We start from the raw sequence: 18,807 nt of genomic DNA on the forward strand, positions 1-18,807 counted from the left end.
GGGATTCTCGGCGCTGGCCGGCACGGCCACCTTGATCGATATCAAGCCCGGTGCAGGGCGGTCACGCCGTACACTGGCCGCTCGCGCGAACGCAGGGATCGAAGCACGATGAGTGAGGCCGAGCCGCCGTTGGAACTGCAGGGCAACCTGTGGCTGAGCATTGCCGGGCAGAGCGTGGGCGGTCGTGGCCGCTTTGCGTTGCTGGGGCTGATCGATGCCTGTGGTTCGATCAGCCAGGCCGCCAAGCGCATGGGCATGACCTACAAGAATGCCTGGGACGCGGTGGATGCGATGAACACCGCTGCCGGCGAGCCGCTGGTCGTGCGCAGCGTGGGCGGTCGTGGAGGCGGCGGTGCGCAGTTGACTGAACGTGGCCGCCAGCTGATCACCCGCTTCGAGGACGTCGAGCGTGCGCATCGCACCTTCCTGCAATCGCTGCAGGCCACCCCGGGGCTGGACGAGGATCTGGCCCTGATCCGGAGAATCGGCATGATCACCAGTGCACGCAACCAGTTCCATGGCCGGGTCAGTGCGCTGGCCAGCGGCGCCGTCAACGATGAAGTGCAGATTGAAGTAGCGCCGGGCCTTGCGCTGGTCGCCACCATCACCCATGGCAGCGTGGAATCGCTGGGCCTGGCGGTGGGCGTGCCGGCCTATGCGCTGGTGAAGGCGTCGTCGGTGATCGTGGCGCAGGGCGAGGGTGCGCGTTACTCGGCACGCAACCAGTTCACCGGCACGGTGGAGCGGATCACCGAGGGCGCGGTGAATGACGAGGTGGTGGTGGACATCGGCCATGGCTGCAGCGTGGTGGCGGTGATCACCCGCGCCAGTACCGCAGCGCTGGAACTGCGCGAAGGCAGCCCGGCAACAGTACTGTTCAAGGCGTCGAGCGTGATTGTGGGCGTGCCGATGTAGAGCAGTCTGGTAGTGCCGGCCGCTGGCCGGCAGCTTCATGGTGCGAAGCGCAGCAGGCCAGCGGCCGGCTCTGCCGATCCAGGATTCGTGCAGTCCAGTGGTGATGGATCAATACAACTCGCAGTGCGTGCGGCCTTCACTTCGCAGCGCGTCCCAGTGCCCTTCGCCACCGATGGCATCGATGGCCTCGCGCACCGCGCTTTCCAGGTGGCTCTTGTTGCCGCACAGGTACAGATGCCCGCCGCGGGCCAGCACATCGCGCACTTCATCGCCGCGCTGCTGCAGCACATGCTGCACATAGACCTTTTCGGCGCCATCGCGCGAGAACGCGGTATGCAGGCCGGCCAGCACACCGCGCGCGTGCCAGTCCTGCAGCTGCTCGCGATACAGGTAGTCGTGCTGGCTGTGCTTCTCGCCGAACACCAGGTGCACTTCGCGTTCGCAGGCGTTGGCCTGCAGCTCCTGCATCAGGCCCATCAGCGGCGCGATGCCGGTGCCGGTGCCGACCAGCAGCAGGGGTGCTTCGCCGGTATCGGGCAGATGGAAGCCCGGATTGGAGCGGCAGTACACACGGGCATGGTCGCCGCCATACAGCAGGCTGCCGGTGGCAGTGCCGAAGCGCTCGCGGCCGCGCAGGGTGTAGCGCACTTCGCGCACGCACAGGCTCAGCTGGTCGTTGCAGGGGTGCGAGGCGATGGAATAGGCGCGCGGCAGGCGCGGTGACAGCAGTTCGCGCAGTCGGGCCAGCGGCACCCTGTCCGGGGTAGCGTGGTCCTGCAGCACGTCCAGCAGGTCCAGCCCGTGCAGGTAGGCGTCCAGCTCGCGCTTCTGGCTGACCTTCAACAGGCCCTTCAGCACCTCGCTGCCGCCGAGCCTGGCCAGTTCGCGCAGCACGCCCTTGCTCAGCAGGCGCAGCTCGCGGTCATGCAGGGCGGCGACGGCGGCGGTGTCGCCATACCAGGTGGCCAATGCCTGCAGCAGGGCAGGGTCGTTCTCAGGTACCACGTGCAGGGTGTCACCGGCGCGATACGCCATGCCACTGCCGGCGATATCCAGCTGCAGGTGCCAGGCGGCCGGGTCGCTGCTGTTCAAGCGGCGGCGCTCGAGAATGGGGGCGGCAAAGGCATTGTCTTCGCCATAGGCGGTGACCTGAAGGCGCAGGTCGTGGCCAGCGTTGACGTCGCCGTCCAGCACCTGGCCCAGCACCGGCTGCCATTGCTGGAAGAACTGCTCGTAGCCCAGGTCGGCATCCACGCGGTGCAGCAGCGGCTGTGCCTGGCGCTCGCTCAGCGCCGCATCCAGCGCCTTGGTGAAGCCGCAGAAACTGGGGTAGCCGGTGTCACCGAGGCCGAACACCGCATAGCGCAGGCCGCTCAACGTCGGAGTCTGGCGCAGCGTTTCGAAGAACTGCTCACCGTTGGCCGGCGGTTCGCCATCGCCGAATGAGCTGGAGATCGCCAGCAGCACGTCGCCGTGGCCGAGGCTGGCCACGTCGATGTCGTTGAAGGGAAGCACCTGCGGCGCGTGCGGCTGCAGGTCCGCGCCCAGGCGCTGGGCCAGGGCGCGGGCATTGCCCGACTCGGACGCGAAACCCACCAGCAGGCGGCTGAAGGGCGTACTGGTCGGGAGGGCGTTCACGCGGCCTCGTAGAAATCGTCGAACTTTTCCTTGCTGAACTCGACCAGGTCGTAGTTCTGCATCAGATCGTTCACCACGCGGCGGATGCTGATGTACGAGGTGATGTTGCCCTCGGCGTCGAACAGCGGCTGCACGGTGGTGTCGACCACGTAGAGCACGCCGCCCTTGCCGAGGTTGGGCACGATGCCGGTCCAGGTCTTGCCGGCCTTGATGGTGTCCCACATGTCCTTGTAGACCGCCTTGGGCACGTCCGGGTGGCGCACGATGCTGTGCGGCTGGCCGATCAGCTCCTCGCGGGCGAAGCCGGTGAGCGTGCAGAACAGGTCGTTGGCGTAGGTGATGTTGCCCTGCAGGTCGGTGGTGGAGATCACCATGACGTTCTGCATGGCATTCAGAAGCTGGGCGTTGTCGGGGGTGTAGCTCATCGCAGGGTCCTTGTGGATGCCGGTAGCGCCGGCGTGTTCGGGTCCTGCATAGAGATACGCCCGCGCGGCGGCGGGCGGTTTGACATTGATCAAGTGGATGGCGGGATCGACTGCGACCGGGTGTCGCAGGGAGAATCTCTGTAGAGCTGAGCCCATGCGCGGCTCATGCGGCAAGCGGGAATGCCAGCAGTCGAGCATGGGCTCGGCTCTACAGGAACGGCGAGCGCGTCAGCCCATCAGATAGCGCAGTACACCCGCCGAGACCACGCCGATCAGCACGGTCGGCAGCATCGACAGCCGCGTGGCGGCCAGCAGGGTGATCGCCAGCGCGGCGAGGTCGGCGGGCTTGTCGGCGACGAAGTCGGGCGCGATCACCGAGATCAGCACGCAGCCCGGCGCGGCTTCCATCACCGTTACCGCGCGCTTGCTCAGCGTGCGGTTGCGCAGGGCGAGGAAGCCGACGATGCGGGTCAGGTAGGTGGCGGCGGCCATCAGCACGATGGTCAGCACCGAGGTCCAGTGGATCAGGCCGTTGAAGATCATGCTGCGTCCTCCGCCAGCAGCCAGGCCGCGGCCAGGCCCGCCAGTGCGCCGCTGGCCACGTACCACGCACCCGGCACCAGCAGGTAGGTGGCAGCGGCGACCACCAGGCTGACCAGCCACGGGCGCGCGGCCTTCATGCCCTGCCACATGCCGCGCAGCAGGACCAGGAACACGGCGGGGAAGGCCATGTCGAAGCCGTAGGCATGGATGTCGCCCAGCATCGGCCCAACGATCGCGCCCAGCGCGGTGCAGGCCACCCAGACCGTGTACAGGCCTGCCGACACGCCCAGGTAATAGGCCAGGCTGAAGCCGAGCGCACGGCGGCGCGCATCGGCCACGCCCATCGCCCAGCTCTCGTCGCACATGAAGAACAGCGCCGGCAGCACGCGGCGGCGCGGCAGGTGCTGCAGCAGCGGGGCCAGGCTGGCGCCCATCAGCAGGTGGCGGCTGTTGACCAGCGCGGTGATCGCCACGATCAGCGCGATATGCGGCGGCGAGGTCCACAGTTCGACGGCGGCGAACTCCGAGCCGCCGGCGAAGTTGAGGCCGGTCATCAGCGGCACTTCCAATGCGCTCAGGCCCTTCTGGGCCGCCTGCGCGCCGAGCACCAGGGCGAAGGGGATGAAGCCGATCATCACCGGCACGGCGGCGCGCAGGCCACGCAGGAATTCGGCACGCGGGGCGGTATCGCAGGTGTCGGGCAGGGGGAGGGTGGTACGGGCGTCCATGGAGCGGCACAACAAGGTGGGGGTGGCCCATGCTAGCGGCCTGATCGCGAAATCGGGTTGCGTTGATGCCATTCGATTCGGGAATATTGAGATTCCATGCGGCCAATGTCGCCAACGGTGAAATCCCATGCAGTACCAGCTCGACAATCTCGATCGCCGCATCCTCGACGCCCTGCAGCGTGACGGACGGCTGCAGAACCTGGAGCTGGCCCGGCTGGTGGGCCTTTCGCCCTCGGCCTGCCTGCGGCGGGTGCGGCTGCTGGAGGAGGGCGGCTACATCGACCGCTACGTCGCCCTGCTGAATGAGGCCAAGGTGGGGCGTGGCTTCACGGTGTTCGTGCGGGTCTGGCTGCGCGGGCAGGACGAAGACACCACCAACCACTTCATCAACAGCATCAAGTCTTTCCCCGAAGTGCTTGAATGTCATCTGATGGCGGGCGACTGCGATTTCCTGCTGCGGGTGGCGGTGGCGGACCTTGATGCCTACCGGCAGTTCCAGATGCAGCACCTGAACCGGATTGCCGGGGTGCAGAACACCAAGACCGAGATCCCGATGCAGCGGATCAAGCAGACCACCCAGCTGCCGCTTTGAGGATGGGTGGTTTCCGGCCGGGTTGCACCCGGCACCCGCGGTAGTGCCGGCCGCTGGCCGGCAACGTCAGGAGCAACGGCCGAAGCAACGGCGTGCATTCCGTGGGATGGCGGGGTGGGTCCGGTTGCAGGGGACGCTGCAAGTACGTCCATGTAAGCTCGGTCGCCGCATCCATGCGGCTCACGCCCCCGCAACCGGACCCACTCCGCCTTCGACAGATTTCCGCGATCTGTCGGAACGGCATGAGCCGCTCTTGGTGGGTGTCGACCTTGGTCGACACGTTTTGGCCGGCAAGGGGTCGGATCCCGTTGCTGCGCAACGGGCTCTGACCCCAGGCGTGGATGACGTGGTCTGTTCGATTCATTGATGCCTGATGAGTGACTGGGTTCACGGAGCCTGGCTCCACGCCGGCCGTAGGCGGCGGTCATCGCAATGACATGTGCCCCCGGTACGGTTTGAGCCCGCTTGCTGGTCGCGCGCGGGCCGGGGTTCCGGTCGTGCCGCGCGTCCACTGCAGCTGCTGTCGCTGCCGAGGGTCATGTGTTCTACGTCAGGGGGCTGAATGGACACCATGCGGTCAGAACTTGGAAGGTGGCCATCGCCGCATGGCTGCTGCTGTCCTTTGCCGCTGTGGCGCAGGACGGTGTTCATGCCTACGACATCCCCGCGCAACCGCTGGAGCAGGCGGTCGAGCGTTTCAGTGTCATCAGCGGGTGGTCGGTGATGTACCCGGGCGACCTTGCCGCCGGCCGCAACAGCCATGCGCTGCGCGCCAGCCTGGCGCCGCTTCCTGCGCTGCAGATGCTGCTGCAGGACACCGGTATCGAGGCCGAGGTGATCGGCGAGCAGCGCGTGGTGCTGCGCCGGGGCGGGCAGCCGGCGGCCGAGGCGGATGTTGGCACCGGCCTTCCCGAGGCCGAGCGTCGGCGCCGCTATGGCGGCCTGCAGCAGCGCCTGCGTGCGGCGTTCTGTGACGACTCCGAGATCGCGCCCGGCCGCTATGCCGCAACGCTGCGCTTCCGCGTCGACGGCGAAGGCCAGGTGCAGCAGCCCGAGCTGCTGTCCGGCAGTGGCAGTGCCCGCCGCGATGCGCGCCTGCTGCAGGCGCTGCAGGGCCTGGTGCTGGCGCCGGATGCCGCTGCGCTGCCGCAGCCGGTGACCCTGCAGATCCGTCCTTCCGGCACCGACCACGACTGTGGCCGGCGCGCGCCCCTTCCATGACTTCAAGGATTCGAACATGAGCAACGGTACGGCTGGGGCAGTTGACCTGATGGACCACCTTCTGGGGGCCTACGACGAGCTGAAGCGCCGGCTGGTGCGCAAGCTGGGCTCGGAAGAGCTGGCCGGTGACGCGCTGCAGGACACCTGGATGCGCCTGAGTGCGCGCCGTGACCGCCTGGATGCCGTGCAGAACCCCGCGGCCTACCTGCTGCGCATGGCGATGAATACCGTGATCGACCGCCAACGTGCCGACCACCGCCTGCTGAGCCTGGAAGAGGTGGAGACGCTGATGGACATGGCCGACCCGGCACCGGGCCCGGCGCAGGCGGCCGAACTGGACTTCGCGCTGGAAGACATGGTCGGTCTGCTGCAGCGCATGCCCGAGCGCCGTCGCCGCATCCTGCTGGCGATCCGCGTCGACGGCCTGCAGCAGCGCGACGTCGCCGATCACCTCGGCGTGTCGCTGCGGTTGGTGCAGCGTGAGTTGAAGGCGGCCCAGGACTATCTGGCCGAGCGCAGCGGGCAGGGGCGCCAGGTGCGGTTCTGAGCGGCGGCATCCGTCTACACTTTGACGCCGAGCAGAACCCCGCAGCGTGCGGGTCCGGCATGAGCCCCCATGGATCCTGACGATCGCCCGCAACGCCCGCTGGATGCCGTCGAGCGTCAGGCCCACGCGTGGGTGGTGCGGCTGACCTCGGGCGAGGCCACTGCGGCCGACGGGCGCAGGTTCCGCGCGTGGTGCGAGGCCGATCCGTGTCATCGCGAAGCATTCGGGCGCGCGCGCCAGCAATGGGAGCAGGTGCGACTGGCCGGCGAGCAGCTGCCTGTCGCCGCACGGCAACCGGTCGCGCCGACACCGGCCCAGCGCTGGAGCCGGCGTGCCTTCCTGGGCGCCGCGATTGCCGCCCCGGCCAGCCTGGTAGTGGTGGCGGCGATCCGCCCGCCGCTGGGGCTGTGGCCCTCGGTGACGGCGATGACGGCCGATTTCCACACCGGTACCGGTGAGCGCCTGCAGATCGCACCTTCGCCACAGCTGAAGATCGAGCTGGATACGCAGAGCAGCCTGCGCCGCCGTGCGGACGCGCAGGGCGAAGGCTTCGAACTGGTGCAGGGCCAGGCCGCGATCGAAACCCAGGCCGGCCTGCGCCTGGCCCTGTTCGCAGGGCCGGGCTGCGTGATTGCCGATGAAGGTGCGGTGCGCCTGGACGTGCGCAACACCCACGGCCAGGTACGGGTGACCTGCCTGCAGGGCAGCGCCCGCATCGAGCATCCGCAGGGCCGCCTGCAGCTGCAGGCGGGCCAGCAGACCCAGTACGACGAGCGCCTCAGTGGCGTGGTGGCCGAAGCCGTGGCCTCGGAAGTGAGTGCCTGGACCGAAGGCATGCTGGTGTTCCGCCGCGCGCCGCTGCGCGAGGTGGTGGATGAAATCAACCGCTACCGCCGCGGCAAGGTGCTGCTGGGCGAATCGGCGTTGGCACGTGCCCCGGTCAGCGGCCGCTTCCGCATCGATGACCCGGACGCGGCGCTGGAGCAGCTGCGACTGACGATGTCGCTGGATCTGCGTCGCTTTCCGGGTGGCATTGCCGTCCTTGGTTAGGTGAAGACGCTGGCCGTGCGCGCCGCGCAGGGCTGTTGCAAGCAAGGAGACGCCAAGGATGCGCAACGAGACCATCGGTGTGCTGGATCTGCGCCGCAATCTGTCGGCGTTGCTGGAAACCACCCAGCGACGGCCTTTGATGGTGCACCGCTACGGCTCGCCATGGGTGTGTGTGGTGTCCGACGCGCAGTGGCAGCAACAGGTCGTGCTGCTGGACTTCGATCCGCAGTCGCACCCGCTGGCGATGCTGTTGCGCCTGCAGCAGCAGGTGTTGCCACTGGCTGAAACCGGTGCGTTGCCGCCTGCGGTGCTTGCACGCGCACTGCTGCTGATGGACATGCATGGCATCGAGGATCTCGCGCAGCTGCACGAGCAGGTGCTGCACCATCGGCTGTGGCACTGGTTCGTGGCGGGCACCCGCGGGGTGATGGACGGCTGGCAGCTGCCGGCGGTGCGCATTGCGATGGCGTCATGGTGCGATGACGTGGACATGACGGATGCGCTGGTCGCGTTCGCCGCGCGCAGCGACGTGGCGGTACTGGCCCGCCGCTGCGGCGGTGACGCACCGCGACTGCAGCGCGAAGCCTTCAGGCGCATGACGCTGCGATGACGTTGCCGATGAAGCGCCATGCAGCGCACAGACTTGCGTTCGCGGTGTCGCTTCACCTGCCTTGCTGACGTCTTCTCCAGAGTACGACGCACCACGCGTCGCGGAGCACGGGCGACGCAGATGGCAGACAGTCGCAGGATCAGCATGCTGGAGCTGGATCGTCACCTGAGCCAGTCTCTGGAGCAGGCGCGGCACACGCCCTTGAACGTGCAACGTTACGGGCACTCGTGGGTCTGGGTGCTGTCCAGTGATGCCTGGGCCGATGCAGCGCGCTGGGCGGCACTGGACAGCAGCGCGCATCCGTTGGCGGCGCTGCGACGCGCCCTCGATCTGCAGCTGCGGCCCTGGCCCGAAGCGGCCATGAACGCGCTGCCGCTTGATGCAGGCGATGTGCGGGTGCTGCAACGTGCGGCCCTGCTGGTGGTCGTGCGTGATCTCAACAGTGCGCAGCGCGTGTACGACGATCTGCGCTATCACCAGGCCTACCGGACGTTCATCGGCCTCGACCATGGCACCGCATGGTCGCCGATGCAGTGCGTGCGCCTGCTGCAGGCGTGCGCGCATCCGCTGCTGCGCGGCTGCATCGACGAAACGCTGGCCAGCGTGCCACCCCACCTGTTCGAGGCGGCACGCGTACCGGCTGCCCCTGCGCCCGCGCAGGCACAGGCGCAGCGAATTGCCGGCGGATGTTTATCGTACTGACACATGCACCGCTGACCATGGCGCAGCGGTCTCTTCCAGGATGACGAGGGCGGAACAATGGCAAGGCAGGTGGGTGGTCGCAGGGCTCGGCAGCAGGGTTTCAGCCTGATCGAGATCATGGTGGTGGTGGTGATCATCGGCATTCTCGCGGCATTGATCGTGCCGCGGTTGATGGACCGTCCCGACCAGGCGCGCGTGGTGGCGGCGCGCCAGGACATCGCGGCGCTGATGCAGGCGCTGAAGCTGTTCAAGCTGGACAATGGTCGCTATCCCAGTGCCGAGCAGGGCCTGCAGGCGCTGGTGAAGCCGCCGCAGGGCAGCGGTGCGATGCCGGTGACACCGTATCTGGATCGCCTGCCGAATGACCCATGGGGCCATCCGTACCAGTACCAGATTCCCGGGACCCATGGCGACATCGATGTGTTCTCGCTGGGTGCGGACAGCAAGCCCGGTGGCGACGCCGGGAACGCGGATATCGGCTCCTGGCAGCTGTGAGGCGTGCTGATGACAGCCCGGACGCGTTCGGTCCCGTGCGCCCGCCAGCGTGGCATGGCGGTGATTGTCGCCCTGCTGGTGGTGGCATTGGTGGCGGTGATTGCCACTGCACTGCTGACCCGGCAGTCGGCGCAGCTGCGCGCGCTGCGTAGTGACCAGCTGCGTGCACAGGTGCGCATGGCGGTCGATGCCACCCTGGAGCGGGCGGCGCAGCAGCTGCGTGACGATGTAAAGGAGCAGCTGACCACGGTGCGTGGCGGCCGTTGGGCGCGTCCGCTGACGCTGCAGGCGCCGTTGGCGGTGCAGCTGCAGCTGGTTGATGCGCAGTCGAAGTTCAACCTGCGCAACCTGCTGGCACATGGCCTGCCGGATCCCGAGGCGCGACGCGCGTTCATCTCGTTGTGTGCTGCACAGGGGCTGGGCCAGGGCGCCTGCGCATCCGCGGCGGACCACATCCAGGCGCGCCTGCGCGACGGCGACATCCAGGCACAGGCCCCACTGCCGCGCGAATCACTGATCGCGCAGGCACTGGCCGGTGCCGATCCGGTGGCACTACAGGCGCTGGCGCGGCGCACCGTGGTGCTGCCGGCGCAGACCCTGGTCAACGCCAACACCAGCGACCTGAGCGTTCTGCAGGCGGTGACGCCTGCGGTCGAGCCGGCACGGCTGCAGGCGCTGCTCAGTGAGCGCGACGGCGGCCATTGGCTGCTCAACCGCGGCGACATCGCCAATCGACTTCAACTGAGCAACGAACAGATGGCCGTGCTTCCCTTGGGCATCCATAGCGAGTGGTTCCTTGCGGTCGGCCAGGTGCAGGCCGATGGCAGTGCGGTCGAGTTCCGTGCGTTGCTCTGGCGCGAGTACCGCGACGATGGGGCGCGCGTGCAGCGCGTGTGGACGAGGATCGGCGCATGAACGTGCAGCTTCGGGTGCGCCTGCCGGCGCTGGAGTGCCTGCGCGCCGACAGCACGGTGGAGTGGGTTCAGCTGCACAAGGGCGAGGTAGTGGCACACGGCCGCGACACGCTGGCCGCGCTTGGTCTGCGTCATCCGAAGGCGACGGTGCGCGCCTGCCTCGATCCGCACGACCTGATCCTGCTGGAACTTCAGCTGCCGCCGTTGTCCGGGCGGCGCCTGCAGTCGGCGCTGCAGGGCGAGGTGGAGGCGATGCTGCTGGATGACCTGCAGGAGGTGGCGCTGGCGCACGGTGCACAGGCGGCTGACGGCACCGTTCCGGTGGCCTGGCTCGGCCAGCAGGCGGTCCTGCAGGCGCAGCAGCTGCTGGCCTCGTGCGCACTGCAGCTGCAGGCGCTGTATCCGACGCCGCTGCTGCTGCCGTGGCAGGACGGACAGGCCACGCTGCAGGTCAGCGGCGAGCACCTGCTGGTGCGCAGCGGGCGCGATCGTGGGTTCGTCCAATGGTATGGCGGACGGGACGCGTGTGCCGTGATGCAGGCCCTGGCCGTGCGCCTGCAACAGGCCGGCGTGCAGGCCGTGCAATGGATCGACAGCGTGCCGCCTGCGTGGCCGGACAGCCTGCCGGCCACCGCCGTCACGCATGAACAGCAGGCGTGTGGCCCTCTGCCGGGGTGGTCATTGCCGCTGCCCGGTGCGGGTCGGCAAGCGCCACGACTGGCGATCGGCCTCGCGTTGGCGGCAGTGCTGCTGGCCGCGCTCGGCCTGCAGCTGCAGGTCTCGCGCTGGCGGATCGAGGGCGAGGCGCTGCAACAGGACATGGCGCGGCAGTTCAGCGCACGCTTCCCGGAGATCACCGATGTGGTGGATCCGGTGCTGCAGGCACGGCGTGCTCTGGCGGTGCCACCGCCGGCGCCGCCGTTGCCGCCGTTGCAACGGCAGGTCGCCAGCACGCTGCAGGCCGTTCCGGAGCTGGCGGGGCAGGTGCGCAGCCTGCATTACCAGCCTGGCCAGCTGGACATGGAGCTGGATGCCGATGCCCAGGCGTTGGCCGATGATCCTCAACGCCTGGAGCACTGGCAGCAGGCGGTGCAGGTGCAGGGCCTGCAGCTGGCGCGCGACGCCGGTGGGCGCCTGCGGGTGAGCGGAGCTGGACAGTGACTGCCCGTACACTGCGGCTGGGGGAGGGAGTGGCGGGCCTGCAGCAGCGCTGGCAGCGCCTGCCACCACGCGACCGGCTGATGCTGTGGGTGATGGTGGTGGCGCTGCTGGCAGCGGGCCTGTGGTCGTTGTGGCTGGAGCCCCTGCTGAAGCAGCGCACGCACTGGCAGGCCGAACTGCCACGGCTGCAGGCGCAGTCCCGCGCACTGGCGCCGCTGCTTCGCGCCCGTGAGCGCCAGCAGCAGGCGCAGGGCCAGCACCCGACGCTGGCCAGCCTGCGGGACGGAATCAGATCCGCCGGCCTTGCCGACGGCCTGCATATCGAAGCGCGCGACGGGCGCTGGCACCTGCAGGTGCAGGCGGTGCCCGCCGACGCGCTATGGAACTGGCTGCTGCCGCTGCTGGCCGACCCGGCCATCGAGCTGCAGCAGCTGCAACTGACACGCACAGGGGATGCGAACATGCCGGCGGCACGGATTTCCGGAAACATCGTGATGGTGGCCACTGCGGGTGCCCATCCATGAGGGCGATGCGCAGCCTTGCCTGCAGTACTGCATTGGCCCTGATCGTGGGCATGGCCCACGTGCCGGCGCCGGTGGCGGCGCAGGACACCCGCGATGAGCCGGTGCAGCTGAACCTGGTGGATACCGATATCGGTGGCGTGCTGCGCATGGCAGCACGGTTCACCGGCCGCCAGTTCCTGGTCGACCCACGGGTGACCGGCAAGATGACAGTGGTCTCCGATGGCCCGGTCAGCCGTACCCAGGCCTACCAGCTGCTGCTGGGCGCGCTGCGCATGCGCGGCTTCGCCGTGGTCGAGAACGGCGGCGTCAGCCGGGTGGTGCCGCAGGCCGACGCCAAGCTGCTCGGTGGCCGCGTGGGCAGTGGCGGTGCAGGGGGCGAGATCGCCACGCGCACCTTCGCGCTGCGCTACGAGAACGCGGCCGCGCTGGTGGCAGTGCTGCGGCCGATGATCAGCCCGGACAATCCGATCACTGCCAACCCGGGCAACAACACCCTGGTGATCACCGACTATGCCGACAACCTGGAGCGCATCGCACGGGTGATCGCCAGCGTCGACACGCCGGCTGGCATGGACACTGATGTGGTGAAGCTGCAGCAGGGCATTGCCGTTGACGTGGCGGCGATGGTCGCGCCGCTGCTGGATGCGCAGGGCGCCGAACCGAGCCAGAAAGTGGTGGTGATGGCCGACCCGCGCAGCAACAGCGTGCTGCTGCGTTCCAGCAGTCCCGGCCGCACCCGTCTGGCGCGGCAGCTGGTGGAGAAACTGGACCGCGCGCAGGACGAGTCCGGCAACCTGCATGTGGTCTACCTGCGCAATGCCCAGGCCAACCAGCTCGCCGGTGTGCTGCGCGGCGTTGTGGCCGGGCAGAGCGATGCACCGGCAATGGGCAGCAACGAAGGCATCACGCCACTGCCCGGCGATGCAAACCGTTCCACACCCGCGCAACCGTCGCAGCCACAGCAGGCCAAGACCGGTGGCAATGCGCTGGAGTCGCAGCGGCTGGACCCGAACCGCCGCGACCCGATCGACGCCGGCAGCACCGGCTTCAGCCAGAACGGCATTTCGGTGCAGGCGGACGTGGCCACCAACACGCTGCTGATCTCGGCGCCGGAGCCGGTGTACCGCAACCTGCGGCGGGTGATCGACCAGCTCGACCAGCGCCGTGCACAGGTGCTGGTGGAAAGCCTGATCGTGGAGGTCAACCAGACCGACGCGGCCGAACTGGGCGTGCAGTGGATGCTGGGCAATGGCCGCACCTTCGGCGGCACCCACTTCGGCGGCACCACCGGCGGCAGCGGGCTGAACACCACCGCACGCACCACCCTGGACGTGTTGCCCAAGGACGGCCTGAAGATCGGCGTCATCGACGGCACCATCAACCTGCCCGGTGTCGGCCAGATCCTCAACATGAAGGCGCTGGCCAACGCGCTGCAGAGCAAGGGCGGTGCCAACATCCTGTCCACGCCGAACCTGATGACGCTGGACAACGAGGCGGCCAGCATCATGGTCGGCCAGACCGTGCCGTTCGTCAGCGGCCGCTACGTGACCGACGGTGGCGGCGGCAGCAACAACCCGTTCCAGACCATCGTGCGCGAGGACGTGGGCCTGAAGCTGCGGGTACGCCCGCAGATTTCCGAGGGCGGCACGGTGAAGCTGGACATCTACCAGGAAGTCAGCAGCATCGACGCGCAGAGTGCGAACAGCACGGCCGGCATCATCACCAACAAGCGCGCCCTGGATACCAGCGTGCTGCTGGACGATGGCCAGATCATGGTGCTGGGTGGCCTGCTGGAAGACAGCGTCAGCCATGGCCGTGATGCAGTGCCGGGGCTTGGAAAGATCCCGGTGCTGGGCGCCTTGTTCCGCAGCGACACGCGCAAGCGCGCCAAGACCAACCTGATGGTGTTCCTGCGCCCGCACGTGGTGCGCGACCCCGCCGCCGGCCAGCGCCTGACCCGCGACCGCTACGACTACATGCGCAACGCGCAGGCCGGCGCGCAGCCAGTACAGAGCTGGGCATTGCCCGCGCTTTCGGCGCCGCAGCTGCCACCGCAGGACCTGTCTGTGCTCGGCCAGGGCAACGCGCGCGATGGGCAGGGCCAGCCGCTGCAGAACACCAGCCTGGCGGCGTTGTACCCGTCCGGTGACGGCGATGCGCAGCTGGTGCAGTTCGCGCAGGGGCTGGACCCGGCGCGTGCCAGCCAGGGCGTGGCACAGGCGCGGGCACTGGGCCTGCAGGCCTATGCCGAAGCGACGCCCGGCGAGAGCGGGCAACGCCTGCGCGTGCGATTGCCACGCGATCCGGCGACGCTGGACCCGGCACTGCAGCAGCTGCGCGGGCTGGGCTACACGCCGGAACTGGTGATTGGGCCGTGAGCGCCGCCGCGCCACTGCCGTACGCCTGGGTGCGCAGCCACGGCGTGATGCTGTCCGAAGCGGGGGGCGAACCGGTGTTGCTTGGCACCGCCGACACCGCGGCGTGGGCCGTGGCCGAGCTGCGCCGCCGGCATGGCCCACTGCCGTTCCATGCCCTGGATGCGGCGACCTGGCAGCAGCGGTTGGGTGAGCAGTACCGTGACGGCGGCGATGCCGCTGCCGTAGTGGGTGCCGCCGAAAGCGAAGTCGATCTGGACCGGCTGATGCAGGACATGCCGGAAGTCACCGACCTGCTGGACGCGCAGGACGATGCGCCGGTGATCCGCATGATCAACGCGCTGCTGGCACAGGCCGCACGCGATGGCGCCAGCGACCTGCACATCGAACCCTTCGAAACCCACTCGGTGGTGCGCTACCGGGTGGACGGCACCCTGCGCGACATGGTGCAGCCACGGCGGGCACTGCACGCGGCACTGGTGTCGCGCATCAAGATCATGGCCCACCTGGACATCGCCGAGAAGCGGCTGCCGCAGGACGGGCGCATCGCGATCCGAGTGGGTGGGCGTCCGCTGGACATCCGTGTCTCCACGGTGCCGACCGGGCACGGCGAGCGCGCCGTGCTGCGACTGCTGGAGAAGGATGCCGGTCGCCTGCAGCTGCAGCGCCTGGGCATGGCCGATGACACCCTGGCCACGTTCACCGGATTGATCCGGCAGCCGCATGGCATCGTGCTGGTCACCGGGCCGACCGGCAGTGGCAAGACCACCTCGCTGTACGCCGCGTTGGGCCAGCTCGACAGCAGCACCAGCAACATCCTCACCGTGGAGGACCCGGTGGAGTATGACTTCGCCGGCATCGGCCAGATCCAGGTCAACGCGCGTATCGGCATGAGCTTCGGCACGGCGCTGCGCGCCATTCTGCGCCAGGACCCGGACACCATCATGATCGGTGAGATCCGCGACCTGGAGACCGCGCAGATTGCGGTGCAGTCGTCGCTGACCGGCCATGGCGTGCTGGCGTCCCTGCACACCAACGACGCAATCTCGGCAGTGACCCGCCTGGCCGATATGGGCGTGGAGCCATTCCTGCTGGCCTCGTCGTTGCGTGGTATACTGGCGCAGCGGCTGGTGCGGCGGCTGTGCACGCAATGCCGGCGTGCCGAGGTGGATGGCGACGGCCGTACCGTGTGGCGCGCGGTGGGCTGCGCGGCCTGTGCCAACAGCGGCTACCGGGGGCGTACCGGCATCCACGAGCTGTTCGTGGTGGACGATCGCGTGCGTGCGCTGATCCATGAAGGGCAGGGTGAACCTGCGCTGCGCGAGGCGGCGCGGCGTGCCGGCATGCGGACCTTGCGCCAGGACGGCCAGCGTTGGGTCGACAGCGGAGTGACCACGCTGGAAGAGATCCTGCGCGTCACCGGCGACGACTGAGGCGGCGATGGCATTGTTCGACTACCAGGCCGCCAACGCGCAGGGCCGCATCGAGAAGGGGCAGCTGGACGCCGACAGCCCGCGCGGCGCGCGCCAGGTGCTGCGCGGTCGTGGGCTGACGCCCGTGCAGGTCAGCGCGGCGCGCAGTGCGGGCAGTGGCTGGGGCACGCGCCGGCTGTCCGCCAGCGAGCTGGCCTGGGCCACGCGCCAGCTGGCCAGCCTGCTGGCCGCGAGCCTGCCGTTGGAAGGTGCATTGAGTGCGGTGATCGAACAGGCCGAGCGCCCGCATGTTGCCCAGGCACTCACCGCCGTACGCGCCGACGTGCGTGCCGGCCAGCGCCTGACCGTGGCATTGGCTGCACGGCCACGTGATTTTCCGCCGATCTACCGGGCGCTGGTGGGCGCCGGTGAGGACTCCGGCGATCTGGCACGGGTGATGGAGCGCCTGGCCGACTACATCGAAGAACGCAATGCGCTGCAGGCCAAGGTGCTGACCGCCTTCATCTACCCGGCGGCGATCAGCCTGGTGTCAGTGGCGATCGTGATCTTCCTGCTCAGCTACGTGGTGCCGCAGGTGGTGACCGCATTCGTGCAGGCGCGGCAGACGCTGCCGATGCTGACCCAGGTGATGCTGGCGGCCAGCGCGTTCGTGCGCAGCTGGGGCGTGTGGGCAGGGCTCGGCATCGCTGCGCTGGTGGTGGCATGGCGGTTGGCGTTGCGCCGGCCCGAACTGCGCCTGCGCTGGGACGCGATGCTGCTGCGGGTGCCCATGGTCGGACGCTTCGTGCTGGGTGTGAACAGTGCGCGCTTCGCCTCCACGCTGGCGATCCTGCTGGATGCCGGTGTGCCGCTGCTGCGTGCACTGGAAGCAGCGCGACAGACCCTGGGAAACGCGCTGCTGGCGCGCTGTGCCGATGATGTGGCTGCACGCGTACGCGAAGGTGCCGCGCTCGGCTCTGCGCTGAAGGTGCAGAAGGTGTATCCGCCGATCCTGGTGCATCTGGTGGCCAGTGGTGAGAAGACCGGTTCGCTGGCGCCGCTGCTGGATCGCGCCGCACAGACCATCTCGCGCGAGATCGAGCGTCGCGCGATGGCGCTCACTGCGCTGCTGGAACCGACCATGATCCTGGTGATGGGTGGCGTGGTGCTGACGATCGTGCTGGCCGTGCTGATGCCGATCATGGAAATGAACCAGCTGGTGCAGTGATGCGCGAAGCGCATCACGGGTAGAGTCGACTGTTGGTCGACTGCCTTTCAAACGCACTTCGAAACGACCCGCGCTCCGCGCGCCAGCCGACTGGCAGTCGACTCTACCCAGACGTCGCCGAAGTGCCACCCATGGCAACAGCCGCAGGTGGCCTGTGGCCACGCTTTCGATTCTCCACACAATCCTCCATACCTTTTTTCGATCTTCCACAGGTTTCTTAAGCGGCCTGTCATCGGCGCGGACCAGCATGGACACGTCGCCGCAGAGTGGGCTGGGAGGCCCTCGGCGGCAGCAGGCGTGTAGTGACCGTTCCTCCCTTGGTGTTTCCCTTCGCAGTAAACCCTTCAGGAGAAGATCATGAACAAGTACAAGACCCTGGCCGCGCTGGTTGCCACCGCGCTGCTCGCTACCGTTGGCGCCGCCTCGGCGCAGACCGTTACCGGCGGTGGCGCTTCGCTGCCGGCCGACCTCTACAAGGGTTCGTCCGACAGCATCCTGCCGGCGAACTTCACCTACGCCGTGACCGGTTCGGGCACCGGCAAGAAGGCCTTCCTGGAAAACAACTCGCTGCTGTTCTCGACCACCGGCACCGTGCACTTCGCCGGCAGCGATTCGGTGCTGAGCGGCACTGAGCTGACCACCTACACCACCAACTTCAACCAGCCGACCAATGCCAACCGCTACGGCGCGCTGATCCAGGTGCCGTCGGTGGCCACCTCGGTCACCATCCCGTTCAACAAGGCCGGTTCTGCGGTGAACCTGAGCGTGGCGCAGATCTGCGGCGTGTTCTCGGGTGCGATCAGCGACTGGTCGACCATCGATGCCAACCGCAGCGGCCCGATCCAGGTGGTGTACCGCCCGGAAAGCAGCGGCACCAGCGAAATGTTCAGCCGCTTCCTGACCGCGGCCTGTGCCGCTGAGAACGCTGACACCTCGAAGCTGGTCGGCGGCAAGTTCGCCATCAAGTCGACCTTCGCCGACCTGTACAAGCGCGATGCCAACGGCAACCTGCCGGCGTTCCTGGTGCCGGCCCCGGCTACCGGTGGCACCTCGCTGTACAACGCTGTCTACGCTGCTGAAGGCCGTATCGGCTACGTTGGCCCGGACGTCATCCCGAACGTGACCGATGCAACCAAGGTCGCCAAGGTCAAGGGCTTCTCGCCGGACCAGGTGAGCGTGCAGGCCACCCTGGACACCGTCGCTCCGCCGACCGGCACCGCTGCCGAGGACCCCGCCAACTGGGTGCCGGTGTTCGGCAACCCGTCGGCCGGCTACCCGATCGCCGGCTACACCAACCTGGTGATCGGCCAGTGCTACAAGGATGCGGCGGTTGCCACCAGCCTGCGCGGCTTCCTGGCCCGTCACTATCCGGCGACCTACACCGTCGCGTATGAGAAGTCGATCACCGACCACGGCTTCATCCCGCTGACCAAGGCGTGGCGCGATGCGATCCGCAACCGTTTCGTGCTGGCCAGCAGCACTGCCGGCCTGAACAACCCCAGCACCTGCGCCAGCATCGGTCGTCCGCTGTAATCCGCAGTACTGGTTGAATCCTGCTTGACCCGACGCCGGCCTCTGGGCCGGCGTCGCCATTTCCGCGACGGTGCCGCCAGTGCAGCGTTTCGCTGTCGGCTTCGTGTCACGTGAACCGTCTATCAGTGGCAGGGCATGCGTTGTGCGTGCCTCCCCGATCGTCGCCGCAGCCGCGGCCCACCAGGTTGATGAGG

The 18,807-nt window shown here is 68.3% G+C and carries 19 protein-coding genes; 15 read left to right on the forward strand and 4 right to left on the reverse strand.

Annotated elements, in window-relative coordinates; genetic code table 11:
- Positions 1-108 precede the first annotated feature (108 nt).
- On the forward strand, positions 109-915 hold the full coding sequence (locus BKE09_RS21780; RefSeq protein WP_075678031.1) for a TOBE domain-containing protein: 807 nt from the start codon (positions 109-111) through the stop codon (positions 913-915).
- Between the two features lie 108 nt (positions 916-1,023).
- On the opposite strand, the gene BKE09_RS21785 is transcribed toward BKE09_RS21780, so the two are convergent.
- The 4 genes from BKE09_RS21785 to BKE09_RS21800 form a co-directional block, all read right to left on the reverse strand.
- Positions 1,024-2,553, reverse strand: a complete 1,530-nt coding sequence (locus tag BKE09_RS21785; protein WP_075678033.1) for a sulfite reductase flavoprotein subunit alpha — start codon at positions 2,551-2,553, stop codon at positions 1,024-1,026.
- A complete protein-coding gene (locus tag BKE09_RS21790; RefSeq protein ID WP_032128130.1) occupies positions 2,550-2,978 on the reverse strand; it encodes a PAS sensor domain-containing protein in 429 nt (142 codons plus the stop codon). The genes BKE09_RS21785 and BKE09_RS21790 overlap by 4 nt, the downstream gene beginning before the upstream one ends.
- Before the next feature lie 228 nt (positions 2,979-3,206).
- A complete protein-coding gene (locus tag BKE09_RS21795; protein WP_005409898.1) occupies positions 3,207-3,521 on the reverse strand; it encodes an AzlD family protein in 315 nt (104 codons plus the stop codon).
- Positions 3,518-4,249 carry an AzlC family ABC transporter permease gene (locus BKE09_RS21800; protein WP_014037422.1) on the reverse strand — a complete coding sequence of 244 codons (732 nt, stop codon included), beginning with the start codon at positions 4,247-4,249 and terminating at the stop codon, positions 3,518-3,520. The genes BKE09_RS21795 and BKE09_RS21800 overlap by 4 nt, the downstream gene beginning before the upstream one ends.
- Before the next feature lie 127 nt (positions 4,250-4,376).
- Between BKE09_RS21800 and BKE09_RS21805 the strand changes: the two genes are divergently transcribed.
- From BKE09_RS21805 to BKE09_RS21870, 14 genes are all read left to right on the forward strand, one after another.
- The gene (locus BKE09_RS21805; RefSeq protein ID WP_005413654.1) at positions 4,377-4,841 is read left to right on the forward strand and encodes an Lrp/AsnC family transcriptional regulator; all 465 of its coding nucleotides are present in this window, start codon (positions 4,377-4,379) and stop codon (positions 4,839-4,841) included.
- A gap of 540 nt (positions 4,842-5,381) precedes the next feature.
- Entirely contained in the window at positions 5,382-6,062 is a 681-nt protein-coding gene (locus BKE09_RS21810; protein WP_075678035.1) for a TonB-dependent receptor, read from the forward strand.
- A 16-nt stretch (positions 6,063-6,078) separates the two neighbouring features.
- Positions 6,079-6,609, forward strand: a complete 531-nt coding sequence (locus tag BKE09_RS21815) for a sigma-70 family RNA polymerase sigma factor (protein WP_032961748.1) — start codon at positions 6,079-6,081, stop codon at positions 6,607-6,609.
- Positions 6,610-6,678: 69 nt separating this feature from the next.
- Positions 6,679-7,659 carry a DUF4880 domain-containing protein gene (locus tag BKE09_RS21820; protein ID WP_075678037.1) on the forward strand — a complete coding sequence of 327 codons (981 nt, stop codon included), beginning with the start codon at positions 6,679-6,681 and terminating at the stop codon, positions 7,657-7,659.
- 58 nt (positions 7,660-7,717) lie between these two features.
- Positions 7,718-8,269, forward strand: a complete 552-nt coding sequence (locus tag BKE09_RS21825) for a hypothetical protein (RefSeq protein WP_075678039.1) — start codon at positions 7,718-7,720, stop codon at positions 8,267-8,269.
- 120 nt (positions 8,270-8,389) lie between these two features.
- A complete protein-coding gene (locus BKE09_RS21830) occupies positions 8,390-8,971 on the forward strand; it encodes a hypothetical protein (RefSeq protein WP_075678041.1) in 582 nt (193 codons plus the stop codon).
- A 57-nt stretch (positions 8,972-9,028) separates the two neighbouring features.
- Entirely contained in the window at positions 9,029-9,466 is a 438-nt protein-coding gene (gene gspG, locus BKE09_RS21835; protein WP_014037416.1) for a type II secretion system major pseudopilin GspG, read from the forward strand.
- Between the two features lie 9 nt (positions 9,467-9,475).
- Positions 9,476-10,381 carry a type II secretion system minor pseudopilin GspK gene (gene gspK / locus BKE09_RS21840; protein WP_075678342.1) on the forward strand — a complete coding sequence of 302 codons (906 nt, stop codon included), beginning with the start codon at positions 9,476-9,478 and terminating at the stop codon, positions 10,379-10,381.
- Positions 10,378-11,541, forward strand: coding sequence for a type II secretion system protein GspL (gene gspL / locus BKE09_RS21845; RefSeq protein WP_075678043.1), 1,164 nt, complete (start codon positions 10,378-10,380; stop codon positions 11,539-11,541). Before gspK ends, gspL begins: the two co-directional genes overlap by 4 nt.
- Complete coding sequence (gene gspM, locus BKE09_RS21850) at positions 11,538-12,065, forward strand: type II secretion system protein GspM (protein ID WP_049444703.1); 528 nt, start codon at positions 11,538-11,540, stop codon at positions 12,063-12,065. Before gspL ends, gspM begins: the two co-directional genes overlap by 4 nt.
- A complete protein-coding gene (gspD, locus tag BKE09_RS21855) occupies positions 12,062-14,443 on the forward strand; it encodes a type II secretion system secretin GspD (RefSeq protein WP_075678045.1) in 2,382 nt (793 codons plus the stop codon). The genes gspM and gspD overlap by 4 nt, the downstream gene beginning before the upstream one ends.
- Positions 14,440-15,873, forward strand: coding sequence for a type II secretion system ATPase GspE (gene gspE / locus BKE09_RS21860; RefSeq protein ID WP_075678047.1), 1,434 nt, complete (start codon positions 14,440-14,442; stop codon positions 15,871-15,873). The genes gspD and gspE overlap by 4 nt, the downstream gene beginning before the upstream one ends.
- A 7-nt stretch (positions 15,874-15,880) precedes the next feature.
- Entirely contained in the window at positions 15,881-17,080 is a 1,200-nt protein-coding gene (gspF, locus tag BKE09_RS21865; protein WP_075678049.1) for a type II secretion system inner membrane protein GspF, read from the forward strand.
- Between the two features lie 357 nt (positions 17,081-17,437).
- A complete protein-coding gene (locus BKE09_RS21870; RefSeq protein WP_075678051.1) occupies positions 17,438-18,613 on the forward strand; it encodes a substrate-binding domain-containing protein in 1,176 nt (391 codons plus the stop codon).
- Positions 18,614-18,807: the final 194 nt, after the last annotated feature.

The sequence above is a fragment of the Stenotrophomonas sp. TD3 genome (assembly GCF_001939825.1).
GTDB lineage: Bacteria > Pseudomonadota > Gammaproteobacteria > Xanthomonadales > Xanthomonadaceae > Stenotrophomonas.

Excerpts from the sequence above, each read along its gene's own strand:
- BKE09_RS21830 (WP_075678041.1), top strand. The coding sequence starts at position 8,390 with ATGGCAGACAGTCGCAGGATCAGCATGCTGGAGCTGGATCGTCACCTG.
- BKE09_RS21800 (WP_014037422.1), bottom strand. The coding sequence starts at position 4,249 with ATGGACGCCCGTACCACCCTCCCCCTGCCCGACACCTGCGATACCGCC.
- BKE09_RS21815 (WP_032961748.1), top strand. The coding sequence starts at position 6,079 with ATGAGCAACGGTACGGCTGGGGCAGTTGACCTGATGGACCACCTTCTG.
- BKE09_RS21870 (WP_075678051.1), top strand. The coding sequence starts at position 17,438 with ATGAACAAGTACAAGACCCTGGCCGCGCTGGTTGCCACCGCGCTGCTC.
- BKE09_RS21825 (WP_075678039.1), top strand. The coding sequence starts at position 7,718 with ATGCGCAACGAGACCATCGGTGTGCTGGATCTGCGCCGCAATCTGTCG.
- BKE09_RS21780 (WP_075678031.1), top strand. The coding sequence starts at position 109 with ATGAGTGAGGCCGAGCCGCCGTTGGAACTGCAGGGCAACCTGTGGCTG.
- gspG (WP_014037416.1), top strand. The coding sequence starts at position 9,029 with ATGGCAAGGCAGGTGGGTGGTCGCAGGGCTCGGCAGCAGGGTTTCAGC.
- BKE09_RS21795 (WP_005409898.1), bottom strand. The coding sequence starts at position 3,521 with ATGATCTTCAACGGCCTGATCCACTGGACCTCGGTGCTGACCATCGTG.
- gspD (WP_075678045.1), top strand. The coding sequence starts at position 12,062 with ATGAGGGCGATGCGCAGCCTTGCCTGCAGTACTGCATTGGCCCTGATC.
- BKE09_RS21790 (WP_032128130.1), bottom strand. The coding sequence starts at position 2,978 with ATGAGCTACACCCCCGACAACGCCCAGCTTCTGAATGCCATGCAGAAC.
- BKE09_RS21805 (WP_005413654.1), top strand. The coding sequence starts at position 4,377 with ATGCAGTACCAGCTCGACAATCTCGATCGCCGCATCCTCGACGCCCTG.
- gspF (WP_075678049.1), top strand. The coding sequence starts at position 15,881 with ATGGCATTGTTCGACTACCAGGCCGCCAACGCGCAGGGCCGCATCGAG.
- BKE09_RS21820 (WP_075678037.1), top strand. The coding sequence starts at position 6,679 with ATGGATCCTGACGATCGCCCGCAACGCCCGCTGGATGCCGTCGAGCGT.
- gspL (WP_075678043.1), top strand. The coding sequence starts at position 10,378 with ATGAACGTGCAGCTTCGGGTGCGCCTGCCGGCGCTGGAGTGCCTGCGC.
- gspK (WP_075678342.1), top strand. The coding sequence starts at position 9,476 with ATGACAGCCCGGACGCGTTCGGTCCCGTGCGCCCGCCAGCGTGGCATG.